The 17,816-nt window shown below is 67.5% G+C and carries 16 protein-coding genes; 5 read left to right on the forward strand and 11 right to left on the reverse strand.

Annotated features, from left to right (window positions below; all coding sequences use genetic code 11):
• The first annotated feature begins 193 nt into the window (after positions 1-193).
• Entirely contained in the window at positions 194-1,291 is a 1,098-nt protein-coding gene (locus tag U4Y88_RS30370; protein ID WP_321788474.1) for an AGE family epimerase/isomerase, read from the forward strand.
• Positions 1,292-1,400: 109 nt separating this feature from the next.
• Here U4Y88_RS30370 and U4Y88_RS30375 read toward each other — a convergent pair whose 3' ends face one another.
• Positions 1,401-3,029, reverse strand: coding sequence for a methyl-accepting chemotaxis protein (locus U4Y88_RS30375; RefSeq protein WP_224018024.1), 1,629 nt, complete (start codon positions 3,027-3,029; stop codon positions 1,401-1,403).
• A gap of 289 nt (positions 3,030-3,318) precedes the next feature.
• On the opposite strand from U4Y88_RS30375, the gene U4Y88_RS30380 reads away from it, so the two are divergent.
• Positions 3,319-3,756, forward strand: a complete 438-nt coding sequence (locus tag U4Y88_RS30380; protein ID WP_310633685.1) for a PaaI family thioesterase — start codon at positions 3,319-3,321, stop codon at positions 3,754-3,756.
• 111 nt (positions 3,757-3,867) lie between these two features.
• On the opposite strand, the gene U4Y88_RS30385 is transcribed toward U4Y88_RS30380, so the two are convergent.
• From U4Y88_RS30385 to U4Y88_RS30425, 9 genes are all read right to left on the reverse strand, one after another.
• Positions 3,868-4,716 carry an ureidoglycolate lyase gene (locus tag U4Y88_RS30385; RefSeq protein ID WP_224018027.1) on the reverse strand — a complete coding sequence of 283 codons (849 nt, stop codon included), beginning with the start codon at positions 4,714-4,716 and terminating at the stop codon, positions 3,868-3,870.
• A gap of 90 nt (positions 4,717-4,806) precedes the next feature.
• On the reverse strand, positions 4,807-5,550 hold the full coding sequence (locus tag U4Y88_RS30390; protein WP_224018029.1) for an SDR family oxidoreductase: 744 nt from the start codon (positions 5,548-5,550) through the stop codon (positions 4,807-4,809).
• A 252-nt stretch (positions 5,551-5,802) separates the two neighbouring features.
• Positions 5,803-6,675, reverse strand: a complete 873-nt coding sequence (locus U4Y88_RS30395; RefSeq protein WP_321788476.1) for an amidohydrolase family protein — start codon at positions 6,673-6,675, stop codon at positions 5,803-5,805.
• Complete coding sequence (locus U4Y88_RS30400; RefSeq protein ID WP_321788478.1) at positions 6,672-7,721, reverse strand: aldo/keto reductase; 1,050 nt, start codon at positions 7,719-7,721, stop codon at positions 6,672-6,674. Before U4Y88_RS30400 ends, U4Y88_RS30395 begins: the two co-directional genes overlap by 4 nt.
• Before the next feature lie 28 nt (positions 7,722-7,749).
• Positions 7,750-9,069: a UxaA family hydrolase gene (locus U4Y88_RS30405; protein ID WP_321788480.1), complete on the reverse strand. Its 1,320-nt coding sequence runs from the start codon at positions 9,067-9,069 to the stop codon at positions 7,750-7,752.
• A gap of 15 nt (positions 9,070-9,084) precedes the next feature.
• Positions 9,085-9,414 (reverse strand): UxaA family hydrolase, encoded by a 330-nt coding sequence (locus tag U4Y88_RS30410; protein ID WP_310633689.1) that lies wholly within the window; start codon positions 9,412-9,414, stop codon positions 9,085-9,087.
• Positions 9,415-9,429: 15 nt separating this feature from the next.
• The gene (locus U4Y88_RS30415) at positions 9,430-10,470 is read right to left on the reverse strand and encodes an ABC transporter permease (protein WP_224018038.1); all 1,041 of its coding nucleotides are present in this window, start codon (positions 10,468-10,470) and stop codon (positions 9,430-9,432) included.
• Positions 10,460-12,046 (reverse strand): sugar ABC transporter ATP-binding protein, encoded by a 1,587-nt coding sequence (locus tag U4Y88_RS30420; RefSeq protein ID WP_321788482.1) that lies wholly within the window; start codon positions 12,044-12,046, stop codon positions 10,460-10,462. Before U4Y88_RS30420 ends, U4Y88_RS30415 begins: the two co-directional genes overlap by 11 nt.
• A gap of 20 nt (positions 12,047-12,066) precedes the next feature.
• On the reverse strand, positions 12,067-13,014 hold the full coding sequence (locus U4Y88_RS30425) for a sugar ABC transporter substrate-binding protein (protein ID WP_310633697.1): 948 nt from the start codon (positions 13,012-13,014) through the stop codon (positions 12,067-12,069).
• 449 nt (positions 13,015-13,463) lie between these two features.
• Between U4Y88_RS30425 and U4Y88_RS30430 the strand changes: the two genes are divergently transcribed.
• A complete protein-coding gene (locus U4Y88_RS30430; protein WP_224018042.1) occupies positions 13,464-14,336 on the forward strand; it encodes an IclR family transcriptional regulator in 873 nt (290 codons plus the stop codon).
• Positions 14,337-14,432: 96 nt separating this feature from the next.
• Positions 14,433-14,909, forward strand: a complete 477-nt coding sequence (locus U4Y88_RS30435) for a VOC family protein (RefSeq protein ID WP_224018044.1) — start codon at positions 14,433-14,435, stop codon at positions 14,907-14,909.
• Positions 14,910-14,942: 33 nt separating this feature from the next.
• Here the strand turns inward: U4Y88_RS30435 and U4Y88_RS30440 are convergent, their stop codons facing one another.
• Positions 14,943-16,970 carry a tetratricopeptide repeat protein gene (locus U4Y88_RS30440; protein ID WP_321788484.1) on the reverse strand — a complete coding sequence of 676 codons (2,028 nt, stop codon included), beginning with the start codon at positions 16,968-16,970 and terminating at the stop codon, positions 14,943-14,945.
• A gap of 193 nt (positions 16,971-17,163) precedes the next feature.
• On the opposite strand from U4Y88_RS30440, the gene U4Y88_RS30445 reads away from it, so the two are divergent.
• Positions 17,164-17,709, forward strand: coding sequence for a hypothetical protein (locus U4Y88_RS30445; protein ID WP_310633694.1), 546 nt, complete (start codon positions 17,164-17,166; stop codon positions 17,707-17,709).
• The last annotated feature ends 107 nt before the right edge of the window (positions 17,710-17,816 follow it).

Here is a 17,816-nt window from a genome sequence, read left to right on the forward strand (position 1 = left end):
CCGTTTTTATCGTGGGCGCGCTCCGCGGCTCGATCGTCCCGCATCGGGCGCGGGCTGCCCCGTCGTTAGAATTGCCGCGGCGCACCGCAGCCTGCTTCGCCCGCCCGGCCCGATCTTCGATGCGAAGGAGCCCAAGCGTACAATCGCGGACACTGTCCGGCTTCGCGCGCCCCCTGTCGCGCCTACACAATTCATGAACACCTCTACCGGCGCAGCCAGCCTGCGCGATCATTTCGACCGCATCGTGCTGCCCCTCTGGCGCGGCCCCGGCTTCAACACGGCGCTGCGTCTGCCGCACGAAGCGCTCGCCGTGCGCGACGGCCACGCCGCGCCGCTGCCCGACACGCGTTATCGCGCGATGGCCTGCGCCCGCCAGCTCTTCGTGTTCACGCAGGCCGGCGACGACGCCCACGCGCACACGCTGTTCGATTCGCTGCGACATGCCTTTCAGGACCGCACGCGCGGCGGTTGGTTCTATAGCGTCGATCCGCACGGCGCGCCGCTCGACACCACCAAGGACCTCTACACGCATGCGTTCGTGGTGTTCGCGTGCTCGGCGTACGGCCAGCGCTTCGGCGTGACGGAAGCGCTCGACACGGCGCGCGAGACCTCGTCGCTGATCGTCGACCGCTTCGCGGCCCGCGACGGCCTGCTCAACGCGTCGCTCGACGCCGCATTCGGCACGGTCACGGGCACGCCGGTGCAAAACCCGCTGATGCATCTGACCGAAGCCTGGCTCGTCGCGCGCGAAGCCACCGGCGACGCCGCGTTCGACACGGCCATCACGCGGCTCATCGAAGCCGTCGCGCGCGGCTTCCTGCACGCGCCCACGGGCTGCATCGCGGAGCTGCCGCTGGGCGCGGCGGACAATCGCCTGGAGCCCGGCCATCAGTTCGAGTGGTTCTGGCTCGCGGCGCAGGCCGGCGCGGCGCGGCTCGGCGATTCGGGGATGCAGGAAGCGCTCGTGCGCGCGTTCGCCTTTGCGGTGGAGCACGGCGTGGACCCGGTCACGGGCGCCGTGGCCGCCGCCACCGACGAACAGGGCCGCGTGAGCGACGCCACGCAGCGCATCTGGGCGCAGACGGAGTATCTGCGCGCGATCGCCACGCACGGCGATGCCGTTGTGCGCGCCACGCTCGACGCGCAGATCGGCAAGTTCGAGCAGCGCTTCATCACGCCGCAAGGCTGGGTGGAATGCCGCGACGCGAGCGGCGCGGTTGCGCGCGCCGACATGCCGTCGACCACGCCGTATCACCTGCTGACGGCCTATCAGGCGCTGCCGCGCGACTAAACGACCAAGCGGCTGAGCGAGCCTGAAAACGACAACGGCGCGGGAATTCCGCGCCGTTGTGCTGACTTCGATAAGCCGCCGCCCACAAAGGCGGCAGCCATCGCGCCGTTTAATACGCCCCGGCCATCGCCGACCCGACCGACGGTTCCGCGCGCGAGGCCATCGGCGCGAGCGCACGGCCTTCGGCCAGCACCGCCGGCGAGATTTCGAAGGCCGCCACGGCTTCGGCGAGCTGACGCGTCTGCTGATGCAGCGACGAAGCCGCCGCCGCCGCTTCCTCGACCAGCGCCGCGTTCTGCTGCGTCATCTGGTCCATCTGCGACACCGCCGTATTCACCTGATCGATGCCCGCGCTCTGTTCGAGCGACGAGGCGCTGATGCCCGCCATCATCTGCGTGGCGCGCGAAATCGACGCCGACACTTCGCGCATCGACTCGCCCGCGCGCTCGACCAGTTCCGCGCCGCCGCGAATCTGCGAAACCGACTCGCTGATCAGCGTCTTGATTTCCTTCGCCGACTGCGCGCTGCGCTGCGCGAGGCCGCGCACCTCGCCCGCCACGACCGCGAAGCCGCGGCCCTGCTCGCCCGCGCGCGCCGCTTCGACGGCCGCGTTCAGCGCGAGGATGTTGGTCTGGAACGCGATGCCGTCGATCACGCCGATGATCTCGGCGATCTTGTCCGAGCTTTTCGCGATGCCGTGCATGCGCTCGACCACTTCGCCGACGACGTTGCTGCCGCGCGACGTGGCGTCGAGCGCCGCTTCGGCAAGCTGGTTCGCCTCGCGGGCGTTCTCGGCGGTGTTGCGCACCGTGCCGGTCAACTCCTCCATGCTGGCCGCCGTTTCTTCGAGCGACGCGGCCTGCGATTCCGTGCGCGCCGACAGGTCGGCGTTGCCGGTCGCGATTTCATCGGCGCCCACGTTGATCGAACCCGCCGTCTCGCGCACCGTATGCACCGTGCGCGCGAGGCTCGCCTGCATCGTCGCGAGTCCGCGGAAGAGACGGCCGATTTCGTTGTCGCCGCGTGCCGCGATGACTTCGTCCAGATGGCCGCGCGCGATGCGGTCGAAGTGGCGGCCCGCTTCTTCGAGCGGCGCGACCACGCCGCGGCGCAGCGCGTAATGCACGCCGGTCGCGAGCGCGATCAGCCCGAGCAGAATGATGATGCCGACAGTCTGGAACACCGCGAGGCGCGTATCGATCGAGTCGAGCGACGCATGGCTCGCGGCGGCGGTGAAGCGCGTGAACGCCTGCAACTCGGCGAGGTAGGCATCCTGATACGACTGCGTCGGCTGATCGAGGAAGGCCTGGATGTTATTCGCGTTGAGGTCGTCCACGAGTTCGGCGAGCGCCTTGTGATAGACCTGATAACGCTGGCCGAGCGCGGCCACGCGCGCGCGGTCCTCGTCGTTGATCGACTCGACGGCGGTCAGTTGCGCGTACGACTGGTCGGCGGCCGAAAGCTGCTCGTTTGCATGGCCGATCATCTCGGTCGGCGCCGCGCCGCCGCGAATCAGGCGGGTGCCCGCGCGCGACAGGTTGATGCGCGCGTCCATCAAACGCTGGGTGATGTCGTTGGCGGCGCTCGCCTGGCGCAGCGCGACTTTGGAGAGGTCCTTCACGTCGTCGTGCGTGCGGGTCAGCGCCCAGAAACCGAGCCCCTCCGTGACGAGCTGGAGTACGCAGAACGCGACTAGAACACATAACAGGCCGGATGCGACCTTGATCTTGCTGAACATCTTGAACACCCTGGGATGGCAGTGAGTAGGTTCGGCGCTCGCATGTGATCGCTCGCGCCCGCACTGCGTTTACGGCCTGGCAAACGTTGTATTGAGGCCAGTTTCATGAAATTTCCGCGTCAAAATCGAAATTCAGCATTGCAGAAAAAATCGCCAGATCATTGACGCCGTTTTTCGCAACAATATCGGGGATGAATCTTCGATTGACGCTTCGATTTACCTTGCGCCGCCGCAAGACGCTTCCTAGAGTGGTTAGGAAACCGAGGGGCGCGAGCCCAGGGGATGAGCGATGACAGATCTGGTGGATCGCGCGCGCGGCGCGCTGCACGCGCAGCCGTTCAGCGTGTTGCTGGGCACGGAACTGATGCACGTCGGCGCCGACGAGCTCACCCTGCGCCTGCTCGTGCGCGACGAACTCAAGCAGCAGCACGGCTTCGTGCACGGCGGAGTCATCAGCTATCTCGCCGACAACGCCCTCACGTTCGCGGGCGCGCTGGCGCTCGGGCCGCGCGTGGTGACGGGCGAATACAAGATCAACTATCTGCGGCCGGCGATCGGCGGCACGCTGATGGCGCGGGCGCGCGTGATCCACGCGGGACGCCAGCAGGCCACCTGTCAGTGCAGCGTGTTCGTGATGGAGGATGGCGGCGAACGGCTGGTGGCGATCGCGCAAGGCACCATCAACCGCATGGGCGATAACGGCGACAACAACGGCCATTCGGCCTGACGTCATGACACCATCGGCGCGGCATCCCTTACCGCGCTGAAAGACAAACGGCCGCGGATTGCCCGCGGCCGTTTCCTTATCGATCGCCTCGCAGGAGCGAGACGTTCGCCGTCATTCGGCGGCGCGCGTCTTCTGCGTCTGCTCGCCGAGCCCTTCGATGCCGAGGCGCACCGTCTGCCCCGCCTTCAGGTAAATCGCGTTCGGCTTCACGCCCATGCCCACGCCCGGCGGCGTGCCGGTGGAAATCACATCGCCCGGCTGCAGGCTCATGCACTGCGAGAGATACGACACGAGCTTCGCGACCGTGAAGATCATCGTGCGCGTGTTGCCGTTCTGATAGCGATGGCCGTCCACTTCGAGCCACAGCGAAAGATTCTGCGGATCGGGCACCTCGTCGCGCGTGACGAGCCACGGGCCGGTCGGGCCGAACGTATCGAAACCCTTGCCCTTGTCCCACTGGCCGCCGCGCTCGATCTGCCACTCGCGCTCCGACACGTCGTTGATCACGCAGTAGCCCGCCACGTGGTTCAGCGCCTCGGCCTCGCTCACGTTCTTCGTGGGCTTGCCGATCACCACGCCGAGTTCCACTTCCCAGTCGGTCTTGACCGAGCCGCGCGGAATTTCGATGTCGTCGTTCGGGCCGACGATCGCGCTCGTCCACTTGTTGAACACCACGGGCTCGGCCGGCACGGGCATGTTCGATTCGGCGGCGTGATCGGCATAGTTCAGACCGATACACACCATCTTGCCGATGTGGCCCACGCACGGACCGAGACGCGGATTGCCCTCGACGAGCGGCAGCGTTTCGGGATCGATCGTGCGCAGTTGCGCGAGGCCCGCGTCGGAGAGCACGTCGCCGGCAATGTCGGCGACCGCGCCCGAAAGCGCGCGGATGCGGCCTTCGGCGTCGAGCAGGCCGGGCTTTTCGTGGCCCTTCGGGCCGTAGCGGAGCAGTTTCATCGTCTGTGTTCCTTGTCTCTTCGATGTCTCGTGCGCGACGCCTGCGCGCCGCGCGTGAATGTAGCGTGACCTGTCACGCGAGGGAGCGAACTAGTTCGACCACCCGCCGTCGATCACATGCGCCTGGCCGGTCGTGAAGCCCGACTCGTCCGAGGCCAGATAGAGCGCGAGCGCCGCGATTTCCTCGGGCTTGCCCACGCGGCCCATCGGCTGGCGCGCGACGAACGCGGCGCGCGCCGCGTCGACCGTGGTGCCCTGCGCCGCCGCCTGCGCCGCGATGCGCTCCTCCAGCGAAGGCGAGGCCACGGTGCCGGGGCAGATCGCGTTGCAGCGGATGCCGCGCGTCACGAAGTCGGCGGCCACGGCCTTCGTCAACCCTATCACAGCCGCCTTCGACGCGCCGTAGACGAAGCGGTTGGGCACGCCCTTCACGCTCGACGCCGCCGACGACATATTGATGATCGAACCGCCGCCCGCCTCCAGCATCGCGGGCAGAAACGCGCGGATCGTGTGGTACATGGCCTTGGCGTTCAGATCGAAGGCGAGGTCCCAGTCTTCCTCGCTCGCTTCGAGAATCGAGCCCGCGTGCACGAAGCCCGCGCAGTTGAACAGCACGTCGACCTTGCCGACTTCCGCGGCCAGCGCGCGGATCGCCGCGCCGTCGAGCACGTCGAGCTTGCGCGCCTCGACCGGCAGCGCCTTGAGCGCGTCGATGCGCAGGTCGGTCGCGATCACGCGTGCGCCTTCGCGCGCGAACAGTTCGGCGGCCGCGTAGCCGATGCCCTGGCCCGCCGCGGTGATCAAGGCCGTCTTGCCGGCCAGTCGTTGTCCCATCTGCCACTCCCAAAGAAAGCGCGATTGATGATGAATCCCGGATGCCGATCGATGCGATGCCGCAAACGGCCATTATGGCCAGAGGCGCGTGCATCGTGCGGCTTGCGCGGATGTTTTCTAACCGGCTGGAACGGCGCGGCGCGTGAGACCGCTTCGCGACTGATTCGCGACCGATTCGCGACCGTTTCGCGCCAGCTTGCCGTCATGTTCGAGCCAGATTCGTTGCCGCGTTCGAATCGGCTATGGAACGGGCTATCGAAGCGGCGACAAACGATAAAACGCCGCCGCGTTGCCGCCGAAGATCGCGGCGCGTTCGCCGTCGTTCAGATCCGCGAAAAGCTGCTGCGCGCAGTCGTGCCAGCGCGTGTAGTCGCCGTTGAGATTGAGCACGGGCCAGTCGCTGCCCCACATCAGGCGGCGCGCGCCGAAGCACTCGAGCAGATGCGCGACCCACGGGCGCAGCGTCGAGTCGCTCCAGCCCGGCGCGGCTTCCGTCGCGAGCCCGGACACCTTGCAGAACACTTGCGGAAAGCGCGCGAGCCGCGCGATCGCTTGCGACCACGCCGCGAAACCCGACGAGTCGATGCCGCCGTCGCGGATCGGCGGCTTCGCACCATGATCGATCACCACGCGCAACGCCGGATGCCGCGCGAGAAAGGTTTCGAGCGCGCGCGCGTGGCGCGTGAAGATCAGCGCATCGAAGGCGAGGTCGTGCTCAATCAGCGCGTCGATGGCGCGTGCCGTCTGCGCGTTGGCGATCCAGTCGTCGTCGTGCAGGTCTTGCAGCATCGGACGCACGGCGCGCAGCTTCGGTTCGCGCGCGAGTTCGGCGATCAATTCGGGCGCGCGCGCATCGTCGAGCGGCACCCAGCCGACCACGCCCGCAATCGACGCGTCGTCGCGCGCGAGATCGAGCAGCCAGCGCGTTTCCTCGACGGTCTGCGCGGCCTGCACGAGCACCGTGCGCGCGACGCCGCACGCCGCGCGCAGCGGCGCGAGATCGGCGGGCAGAAACGGTCGATAAAGCGTGCTCAACTCAGGCGTGAGCCAGCCGTAATCGCCGCGCGCGGGGTCCCAGTAATGCTGATGCGCGTCGATCGCTTCGGGCAGGATATCGCCGCTCATGATGCGGACTTTTTCGGCAACGGCGCACGCGCATCGACCAGCCCCTCATCGCGCAACGCCAGCCAAAGCTCCGCAGGCAAGGCCGTCTCGAACGACGCCACGTTCTCCTGCAATTCCGCCGCGCTGCGCGCGCCCGTGAGCACCGTCGCCACGGCCGGATGCGCGTATGGAAACTGCAAGGCCGCCGCCGCGAGCGGCGCGTCATATCGGCGGCACACCGCTTCGAGTCGCGCCACGCGCTCCACCACCTCGGGCGGCGCGTCGCCGTAATTAAACTTGCGATCGCCCGACACGCCGCGCGCGAGAATGCCCGAATTGAACGCGCCGCCGAGCAGGATGCTCACGCCGCGCTCCACGCACGCGGGCAGCAGATCGTCGAGCGGCTGCTGTTCGAGCAGCGTGTAGCGGCCCGCGAGCAGCGCGCAATCGATATCGAATTCGCGCATCGCGTCGCGTATCACTTCGCGCTCATTCACGCCAAAACCAATCGCCTTCACCGCGCCCGACGCGCGCAATTCATCGAGCGCGCGAAAGCCGCCGCCCTCGCTCAATTGCCGCCAGTAATGCGCGTTGCGATCGCCGTGCGTGAAGCGGCCGATGTCATGCACGAGCAGCATGTCGATATCGACGAGACCCAGACGCATCTGGCTATCTTCGAACGAACGCAAAATGCCGTCGCGCGTGTAGTCGTAAATCGCCTCGAACGGCAGCGGGTTTTGCCAGCCTTCGCTGCCGTCATACGCGTGCGCACGCGGCACGAAACGGCGGCCGACCTTCGTCGAGAGCACGTACTCATGACGCGGATAACGGCGCAGCGCATCGCCGAGACGATGCTCCGCCTTCGTGTGGCCGTAGTGCGGCGCGGTGTCGAAATAACGCACGCCCGCGGCCCACGCGGCATCGACGGTCGCGCGCGCTTCCTCGTCGCTGAGGTCGCGATAGAGGCCGCCGAGCGGCGCCGTGCCGAGACCCAGCGCGCTCACTTCGAGCACCGTGCGCCCGATGCGCCGACGCTGCGTCACCTGCGGATGAAATGCCTGCGCCATGCGGCTCGTCTCCAGTTTGATCGGCGATTCAATACTCGACGGCCACATGCACGGGCACGCGCGCATTCGCGGGCAAGCACGCGGGACCGACCGGCTCGAACGTCTTGTACGTGAGAATGAATTCCTGATGCCCGAGCGATTCCGACTTCGACCGTGCGCCTTGCGCGACCGCGAGCGTGACGTCGAACACTTCGCGGCCCACTTCGTCGAGCGTCGCGCGGCCTTCGAGAATGCGGCCCGCGTCGATATCCATGTCGCCCGCGAGATTGCGATACGTGAGCGGATTCGCGCACACTTTGATGACTGGCGAAAGCGCCGACCCCACCACCGAGCCGCGCCCGGTCGTGAACAGAATCACATGCGCGCCGCAGGCGATCAGTTCGGCGATTTCCGCGTTGTCGCTGATATTCGGGAATCCGAAACGTGGCTCGCCGTCCGGCACCACGTCGAGCAGATACAGGCCGCCCGTGGGCGGCACATCGCCCGGCTTCACGATGCCGACGATCGGCGAAGCACCGCTTTTCGCATACGCGCCCAGCGACTTTTCCTCTTGCGTGGTGAGCCCGCCGTCGGCGTTGCCGACCGCGAACGAACCGTGCCCGAGGATCGAGTAATAGCGCGCCGCCTTCGCCACGCATTCGACGATGGCGTCGCCGAGTTCGGGCCGCGCCGCGCGGCTTTTCATGTGATATTCGCAGCCCACCAGCTCGCCGGTTTCCTCGAAGATGCAGGCCGAACCCGCTTCGATCAGATGATCGAACGCACGCCCCACGGCCGGATTCGCCGTGATGCCGCTCGTGCCGTCCGAGCCGCCGCAGATCGTGCCGACCACGAGTTCGTCGAGCCGCATCGGCACCTTCGTTTGCTGCGCGAGTTGCGCGCGTGCGCCGCGCACCCAGTCGACGCCATATTGAATCGTGCTGCGCGTGCCGCCCTTTTCCTGAATCGTCAGCACTTCCACGGGGCGTCCGCTCGCGCGCACCTGCTCGACCAGATAATGCTTGTTCATGCTCTCGCAGCCCAGCGAAACGAACAGCACCGCGCCCACGTTCGGATGCGTGGTGAGGCGCGTCATCATCTTCTCGGCATAGCTGTTCGGGTAGCAGCCCGGAAAGCCGATCAGATGCACGGGCGATTCGTTCGACACGCGCGCCTCGTCGAACGCGTGTTCGTCGTCGTAAAGCGGCTCGCGAAACTGCGCGACGATCTCGCGCGCCACGTGATGCGCGCACTCGACCAGATAAGCCACGGCGACCACGTTGCGGATGCCCTTGCGGCCGTCGCTGCGCGGCCAGCCTTCGAGCATCGGCGCATCGGCGCGCGCGGCTTCGGCGTTGGATGAAGTCATGGCAATGTCCCTTGCTTAGCGGTGCGGCACGAACTCGTGGCCCGCGTCGTGCGTGTACGTCGGCAAATAATCGCTTTCGAGGTTGTGCGTATGCAGATGCGCGCCGCGCGGCACGTCCGCCGTTACGTGACCGATGCGCGCGCCGTAGCGCAGCACTTTTTCGTCCTTCGCGAGCGCGCGCCGCGCGATCTTGTGGCCCAGTTCGATGGTCGTCGCGAGCGTCACGCGCTCGCCTTCGATCTCCACCGTCTCGCCCGCCGCGAGACGCGCGGCGGCGATCAGGCAGTTATCGTCGGGCGCGAGCAGGATGAGGCGCGCATCGGTGTGTCCGGGGCTGCTGTTCAAGTTCTTTCTCCGCGTTCAGTTCTGGGCTTCGCCGCCCGCGAGCCGCGCCACCATCAGCGAGCCGAGGATGATCGCGCCGTAGATCGCCTGCACCCAGAACGACGGCACCTGGGCGAGCGTGAGCAGGTTCTGCACCACGCCGAGCAGCAGCACGCCCAGCAGCGCGCCGAACATCGTGCCCTTGCCGCCGTCGAGCGAAATGCCGCCGATCACGGCCGCCGCGAACACCGTGAAGATCATGCCGTTGCCCTGGTTCGCGTTGATCGCGCCCACGTAGCCCGTCACGATCAGCCCGCCGATCGCCGCGAGAATGCTGCCGAGCACGAACACGCCCCACGTGATGCGCTCGACGCGAATGCCCGCCGCGCGTGCCGCATCGGGATTGCCGCCGATCGCGTAGAGCGCGCGGCCCACGCGGTGATAGCGCAGCATGAAGGCCGCGACCGCGAACGCCGCCGCCGCGAGCCACACCGAGAGCGGCAGGCCGAGCACGATGGTGGTGGCGAGCGCGAAGAACGACGGCGGCATGTCGAACAGCGTGCCACCCTTGGTCGCGCCCACCAGCATGCCGCGCAGCACGATCAGCATCGCGAGCGTGACGATGAACGCATTCAGGCGCAGCCGCACCACCAGAAAACCGTTGACGAAGCCGATCAGCGCGCCCACCGCGACGATCGCGATCAGCCCCGCAAACGCGGGCCATTGCAGACCGAATCCCGCCGACGCAGCCGGCATCACAAGCATTGCGCCCACGGCGGGCGCGATGCCCACGGTCGATTCGAGCGAGAGATCGAACTTGCCGGTCAGCACGATCAGCGACTCGGCGAGCACGACGAGCGCGAGCGCCGCCGACGCGCCCAGCACGCTGATCAGATTCGCCTTCGTCAGAAAGCTCGGGCTCACGAAGCCGCCGATCACGAGCAGCAACACGAGCGCGGGCAGCAGCGCGAGATCGCGCAGACGCGCGAACTCGATGCGCGGACGCGCGCGTTTGCCCGTGGCGGCGAGGTCGCCTTGCGCGGCCGCGAACGCGGGCGTCGAAACACTATTCTTCATGGAGATCGACTCCTTCGACCGATGCAATCAGTTCATGGTCCTGCCAGCCCGCCGCGAATTCCTGCGCCACGTTGCCGCGAAACATCACGAGCACACGGTCGCAGGTGCGCAGATCGTCGAGTTCGCTCGACACCACGAGCACAGCCTTGCCTTCGTCGCGCACGCGGTCGACGACCGAGAGCAGCGCTTCTTTCGATTTCACATCGACGCCCGCGGTGGGATCGATCAGCACGAGAACATCAGGATTGCTTGCCAATGCGCGCGCCATCACGACCTTCTGCTGATTGCCGCCCGAAAGCCCCGACACCACATGATCCGGTCCCTGTGCGACGATGCCGAGCGCCTCGATCATGCGTTTACCTACCTGCTGCTTCTTCGCGGGCGGTGCAAAACCGAGGCGGCCGAGCAGGCCCGCAATCGTCATCGACGCGTTTTCGGCCACCGACTGCGTGAGCACGAGCCCTTCGTGATGGCGGTCCTTCGGCACGCAGCCCACGCCGCTCGCGAGCGCGTGCGGCACGTCGCCGGGCTTGAGCGCCGCGCCGTTCACGCGGATCTCGCCCGACTGCTGCGCCGTGAGCCCCGCAATCGCCTCGCCCACGCTCGTGCGTCCGCTGCTGGTCGCGCCCGTGAGACCCACGACCTCGCCGCGCCGGATCTGCAGCGAGACGTTCGCGTAGTCGGCGCCCGTGATGTTGCGCACGTCGAGCGCGAGTGCGGCGTCGGCGGGCAAGGCGGCACGCGCAGCGGCATCGGCCACATTCAGGCCGCCGCGCTCGCCCGTCATCGCTTCGATCAGGCGTTCGCGCGGCAACTCGGCAACCGGCGCGCTGACGATATGGCGCGCATCGCGCAGCACCGTGACGGCCTGGCAAATCTCGTACACCTCCTGCAAATGGTGCGAGATGAACAGGAACGTCACGCCTTCGCGCTGCAATTCGTCAATACGGCGAAAAAGGCGTTTGATTTCCTCGCCGTCGAGCTGCGCGGTGGGTTCGTCGAGGATGATGAAACGCGCGCCGTATGAGAGCGCCCGCGCGATCTCGACAAGCTGGCGCGCCTCCACCGTGAGATCGCCCGCACGCGCGTCCTCGCGCACGTCGATGCGCCAGTGGTCGAGCAGCGCGCGCGCGTCGCGGCGCATGCTCGTCCAGTCGATCACGCCGCGCTTCACCGGCTGACGATTGATGAACAGATTCTCCGCGACCGTGAGATCGCGGATGATCGTCGAGTGCTGATAGACGCAGGCCACGCGCTCGCGCCACGCATCGCGCTCGGCGATGGGCGGGGCGGGCTCGCCGTTGAAATGCACCGCGCCTTCGTCGGGCTTGCGCAGGCCCGTGAAGATCGACACGAGCGTGGACTTGCCCGCGCCGTTGCGCCCCACGAGCGCGTGCGACTCGCCCGCCGTCACGCGCAGGCTCACGTTCGACAGCGCCGCCGTGGAGCCGAAGCGCTTGGTCACGCCGCTCGCCTCGACCACCGGCGGCAGCGAGCGCGCCGCGCGCTCGCGTGACAGCGCGAGCGGCGCGGCTTCGATTCGATCGCTCGTTCGATCGCTCGTTCGATCGCTCATTTGACCGCTCATTTGACCGCTCATTTGACGGTATTGCCCCAGAGGTTCTTGTCGTCGACGTTCTGCTTCGTCACGAGCGGCGCGGGCAACTGGTCTTCGAGCACGCCGGGCTGCAGCTGCACGATGGTGCTGTCGTGATCGGTCTTGCCCGGCTTGAACGTCTTGCCCTCCAGCGCGGCCTTGATGTAATAGAGGCCGTATTTCGCGTAGAGATCGGCGGGCTGCGAAATCGTGGCGTCGATCTCACCCTTGCGGATCGCTTCGTATTCCTGCGGAATGCCGTCATTCGAGACGATCACGATATGCTTCGCGTCGCCCGCCGGAAACAGCAGTTGCTTGCGGCGCAGCGTTTGCAGCGTGGGCGAGAGATAGACGCCGCCCGCCTGCATGTAGATCGCCTTGACGTCGGGGTTCGCGGTCAGCAGGCTGTCGAGCGCGCTCGCGGCCACATCGCCCTTCCAGGCCGCCGGAATCTCCAGCAGCGACAGCGACGGATAGTTCTTCAGGCAGGCGCGGAACGCCTCGGAGCGGTCGCGTCCGTTCACCGATGCGAGGTCGCCCATGATCTGCACGACCTTGCCCGATTTCACGTGCTCGCCGATGTACTTGCAGGCCTTTTCGCCATAAGCGTGATTGTCGGCGCGCACGACCATCGCCACGTTGCCCTGGGTGGGCGCCACGTCCACGGCCACGACCTTGACGTTCTTTTGCGCGGCGTTGTCGAGCGCGCGGCTGATGGCGGCCGAATCGATCGGCCCGACCACGATGCCCTTCGCGCCCAGATTCACCATGTTGTTCATGTCGGTGATCTGCTGCGCGGGGTCGTTGTTCGAGTTGACGGGCGCGAGAATGTCGATGCCCATCTGTTTCGCGTACACGCCGAGATAGTTGTTGTACGACTGCCAGAACGGCGACGTGAGCAGCGGCAGGCCGAGGCCGACCTTGCTCGCGTCCGCGGCCTGGGCCATTCCCGCTGCGCCGAACGCGGCCGCGCAGACGGCCGCCGTGCACAGGGTCTTCGCGGCGAGGCGCAGCGACGCGCGCGCCTTGCGCGTTTGAATCAAGCGGCAGGCCGCGTGCGGCCCGGTTGCGAACGCCATGTCAGTCTCCAAAGTTGTCGTTGTTGAACCTCATGTGCGCGTCGCGCCCGCATGAAAAAGCGAAGCGCGCCGGCGGCGCTGCGACTGCCCCTTCCACTTCTCTTTCCAATCCAGACGACACTGGTGTATGTTCACCAGTGAACCTATTATTCATATACGCACGATCCAAGGTCAAGGAATGTGCAGTGCAGCAAGGCTCGGGAATTTCCCTGGGGGCGTCAGGGTTTTGTCGGCGGTGGATCGGCAGGGCGCTTTGAAATAATCACGAGAGGCGCGCCGCCCGAGGCGGCGGCGCGCAGGCAACGCACAAGGACACGATGAAAGCGAACGCACGTACGCGGCGGCCCGCCGCGCCGCCCGAGGCTGTCGAACCGGAAGCCGGCGATGCACACGAGGCGCACGAGGCGCACGAAGAGAAAGACGACGGCGACCGCTATCGCGCGCCCGCGCTCGACAAGGGACTCGACATCCTCGAACTGCTCGCCGAGCAGCGCGGCGGCCTCACGCGCGCGGAGATCACGAAGGCGCTCGGGCGCAACGCGAGCGAGATTTACCGGATGCTCGAACGACTGGTCGCGCGCCAGTACGTGATGCGCTCGGAGGCCGGCGACCGTTACGCGCTGAGCCTCAAGCTGTTCGCGCTCGCGCACCGCCATCCGCCGATGGAGCGCCTGATCGCCGAGGCGCTGCCGCTCATGCAGCGCTACGCGAACGACGCCGAGCAGTCCTGCCATCTCTCGGTCTACGACCGCGGCAACCTGCTCGTGATCGCGCAGGTGGACGGGCCGGGCACGTGGGGCATCGCGGTGCGGCTCGGTTCGCGCGTGGGTCTCGTCGATACGAGTTCGGGGCGCACCATGCTCGCGTTCCAGTCGCCCGAACAGCGCGCGCACATGCTCGCCGAACACACCAAGGTGAAAGGCGAAGTCGCGATCGATCACGCGGCGCTGGAGAGCGCGTGCGAGCAGATTCGCGCGGCGGGCGTTTCGCGCACGGACAGCCAGCAGATCTTCGGCGTGACCGATGTGACCTTTCCGGTGCTCGGGCCGTCGGGGCAGGCGATCGCGGCGCTCACGTGCCCGTTCCTCAAGCGCATCGACGACTACGTCGCGCCCTCGCTCGACGAAGCCACGCAGATGCTCGGCGCGACCGTGCAGGCGCTGTCGATGTTCCGCGAAGGCGACGTTTAGGCGTCGCGGGGATCGCTCAGTCTCGCTGGCCGCTCCGCGCATCCGGTGCTACGCTCGAAAGCCCTGCGTGAAATGCGTTTCAGCGAGGAGACAACGATGACCGATCTCGTGACATGCGTGTGGTTCGATCAAGGCCAGGCGCGCGAAGCGGCGCAGTTCTACGCCGCCACCTTCCCCGATAGCCACGTCGATGCGGGCCACGTCTCGCCGATTCCCGGCATCGGCGTGGGCGCGGAACTGCTGGTGGATTTCACGGTGCTGGGGCGGCGCTTCGTCGGTCTGAACGGCGGCCCGAACTTCAAGCCGAACGAGGCCGTGAGCTTCATGGTGCTCACCGACAGCCAGGAAGAGACCGACCGCTACTGGAACGCCATTCTCGACAACGGCGGCCAGGCGTCGGACTGCGGCTGGTGCAAGGACCGCTGGGGCTTTTCGTGGCAGATCACGCCGCGTCGTCTGCTCGAATTCGTCGGCGGCGCCGACCGCGAAGCCGGACGCCGCGCCATGGAAGCGATGATGACGATGCAGAAGATCGACATCGCCACCATCGAGCGCGCGGCGGCGGGGAAATAGCGGCTGATCAAACGCCGCCGCACCGCACGGTGCTCAATCAACGATCACGACGGGCGCGCGATCGCCCACGCTCTGCGTCTCGCGCGCGGCGATCGCCACATACAGCCGCTCAAGGTCGCGCGTGAAGCGCGCGGTATCGAACAAGGGCGCGTTGCCGCGCGCCCGCGCGAGCCGCTCGCGCACCTTCGCATGCCACGCCGGATCGTTCGCGAGCGCGAGCGCGATCTGGAAATACGCGTCGAGATCGCGCGCAATCAAGTCCTCCAGCCCCACCGCGCGCAGCAGGCTCGCCCCCACGCGCCCCGCGAACAACCGGCCCGGCGCGCTGACCATCGGCACGCCCGCCCATAGCGCGTCGCTGCCCGTGGTGTGCGAGCCGTACGGCAAGGTGTCGAGCGCGAGATCGGCGAGCGGCAGACGCGCGAGATGCTGCGACTGCGGCACGCGCGGCGCGAAGATCACACGCGCCGCCGCCACGCCGTGCTGCGCGAAGAACGCGTGCAGATTGGCCCGCGCGCGCTCGTGGCCCGGATCGAGCAGCCAGAGCACGCTGCCCGGCGTGGCCGCGAGCAGGCGGCACCAGATCGACGCGATGCCCGCATTGAGCTTGAAGGTCTGATTGAGGCTGCAAAACACGAAGCCGCGCGCGGGCAGGCCCGCTTCGGCGCGCGTGGCACGCGTCGCGCTGGAGCGGCGATGATCGCTGGGCTGATAGCTGTGCGGCATCAGCGCGAGCGTTTCGCTGTAGTGCGACGCCGTGACGGGCGGTGTCGCCGTGGCGTCGCCGATCAGATAGTCGGCCAGACGCGGCGCGCCCAGCGAGCCCGGATAGCCGAGCCAACTGACGATGACCGGCGCGGGCCGCAGCGCCGTGATGCCGAGCCGCGCACCGGTCGTATAGCCCTTCAGATCGACGAGCAGATGCACGCCGTCCTGCGCGATGCGCGCGGCCGCCTGCGCGTCGCTGAGCGTGTCGATTTCGTGGATCGTGACGGGCCACTGCGCGATGCGCTTGCGCCAGTCGACATCGGGCGCGACGCCGCCATACGAATACAGATGGATGTCGAAGCGCGCCGCGTCGTGCAGTTCGAGCACGCCCGCCAGCAGGCGCAGCGTGGCGTGATCGTAAAAGTCCGCCGACAGATAGCCGATGCGCAAACGCCCGCCCGCTTCGAACGCCGCCAGCGCCTCGGCCAGCCCCGCGCCGCGCGCGACCATCGGCGCCGCCGCCAGTTCGCCGCGCCAGCGCGACTCGGCGAAACGCCTGCCCGCCTCGCGATGCCATTCGGGCGTGAGCGTGGGCATGCCGAGCAGGCTCCACGGCGTGAGATGCTCCGCCGCGCCGGACGCGATCATCGCCAGCGCGGCCTGATCGACCTCCTCCAGCCCGGTCCAGTGCGCGAGACGGCGCCGCACGTACTGCACCGCCTCCCAGCGTCCGCCGCGCGCATAGGCGGCGTCGGCTTCATCGAGGCGATGCTGGTGTTCGAGCATGGCGCCGTAGCATTGCCAGAGATTCGCGGCCTGCGGTTCGAGGTCGAGCGCGCGCCGGAAGCACGCCTCGGCTTCCTCGTCGCGGCCCGCTTCGCTGAGCAGCACAGCGAGATTGCCGATCGCGAACGCGTAGGCCGGATCGGTCTCGATGGCCGCGCGATAGGCCGCTTCGGCGTCGGCGAGATCGTGGCGCTTTTTCAGCAGATTGCCGAGGTTGTTGAACAGACGCGCTTCGCGCACGCCCTGCAGCACCGCCGACAGATAGGCCTCGACAGCCGCTTCGTCGCGGCCCTGCCAGAGCAGCGTCCACGCGAGATCGCGCCGGTACGTGCCGCTCTCGCTCAGCGCCAGCGCGCGGCGGATCGCCTGCTCGCCTTCGGCGTGGCGCTGCTGGCGCGCGAGCACAACGCCGAGCTGATGCCAGGCGTCGGCGTGACGCGGATCGGCGTCGACGGCCTCGCGCAAGAGCGCTTCGGCGTGCATGGTTTTATCGGCGTTCAGACGGTCGAGGCCGCGCTTGAACAGCGCGTCGGAACGGGCGGACGGAGTGGGGGCGGCAGGTTTCATCCCGCGAGCATAGGAAGCGCGCGCGGCCCCGAACATCAGAGGCGTCCTGGTTTCCTGCGCGACGTTCGGTCCCTTTGCGCGCACGCGGCGCAACTGGAACCGCGCCGCGCAAAACGGTTAGAATGGCGGCCCTCTCAAATTCCGTCCGGCGCACGATCGCCCCGATCGCGCCCCGGACGCGTACTCCGATCTCATGGCGAAACTTCTGACCGATCAAGAATTCCAGCGCTTTTCCGAGCTTCAGCAGAAACAGGCGAGCTTCACGATTTCGGCCGAGGAAGCCGACGAGCTGCGCGACATCGTGGCCCGCGCGCAGAAGAAGCGCGACGACCGCGCCGACGCGATGAAGACCGTCGAAACCGCGATCGCGCAATTCGAGATCACGCCCGACGAACTGTTCACGGCCGAGCAGATCGCCGAAGCCGCGCGCAATTTCGGCCTGATTCCGGCGACGCGCAAGGAGCGCGTGCTGCCGCCGTCGCTGACGTTCAACGGCAAGACGCACCAGTGGACCACGCGCGCGCTGCCCGACGAGATCCGCGTGCCGCTGTTCGAAGCGTTCCAGGGCGGCCAGTCGGTGAAGGCGTTCATCGCCACGCCGAAGGACGGCGCGCGCTGCGCGGCGACCATCGCGCGTCTGGAGAAGGAAACCGGCGCGCAGTACGCCGAGGCCTGGCTCGAGGAGCTGTCGGTCACGCGCGCCCAGGTGGACGAGGCGATCGCGAAGATCGCGGGCTGATCTCCGGCGCGGCGTGCCACGGCGCGCGCGCAGACAGCATGAAAAACGGCCGCTTCGAGCGGCCGTTTTCGTTTCCACCTGCGATTTCCCCTGCGATTTCCCCTTCC

It is taken from the genome of Paraburkholderia sp. J94 (genome assembly GCF_905220285.1).
Lineage (GTDB): Bacteria > Pseudomonadota > Gammaproteobacteria > Burkholderiales > Burkholderiaceae > Paraburkholderia > Paraburkholderia tropica_A.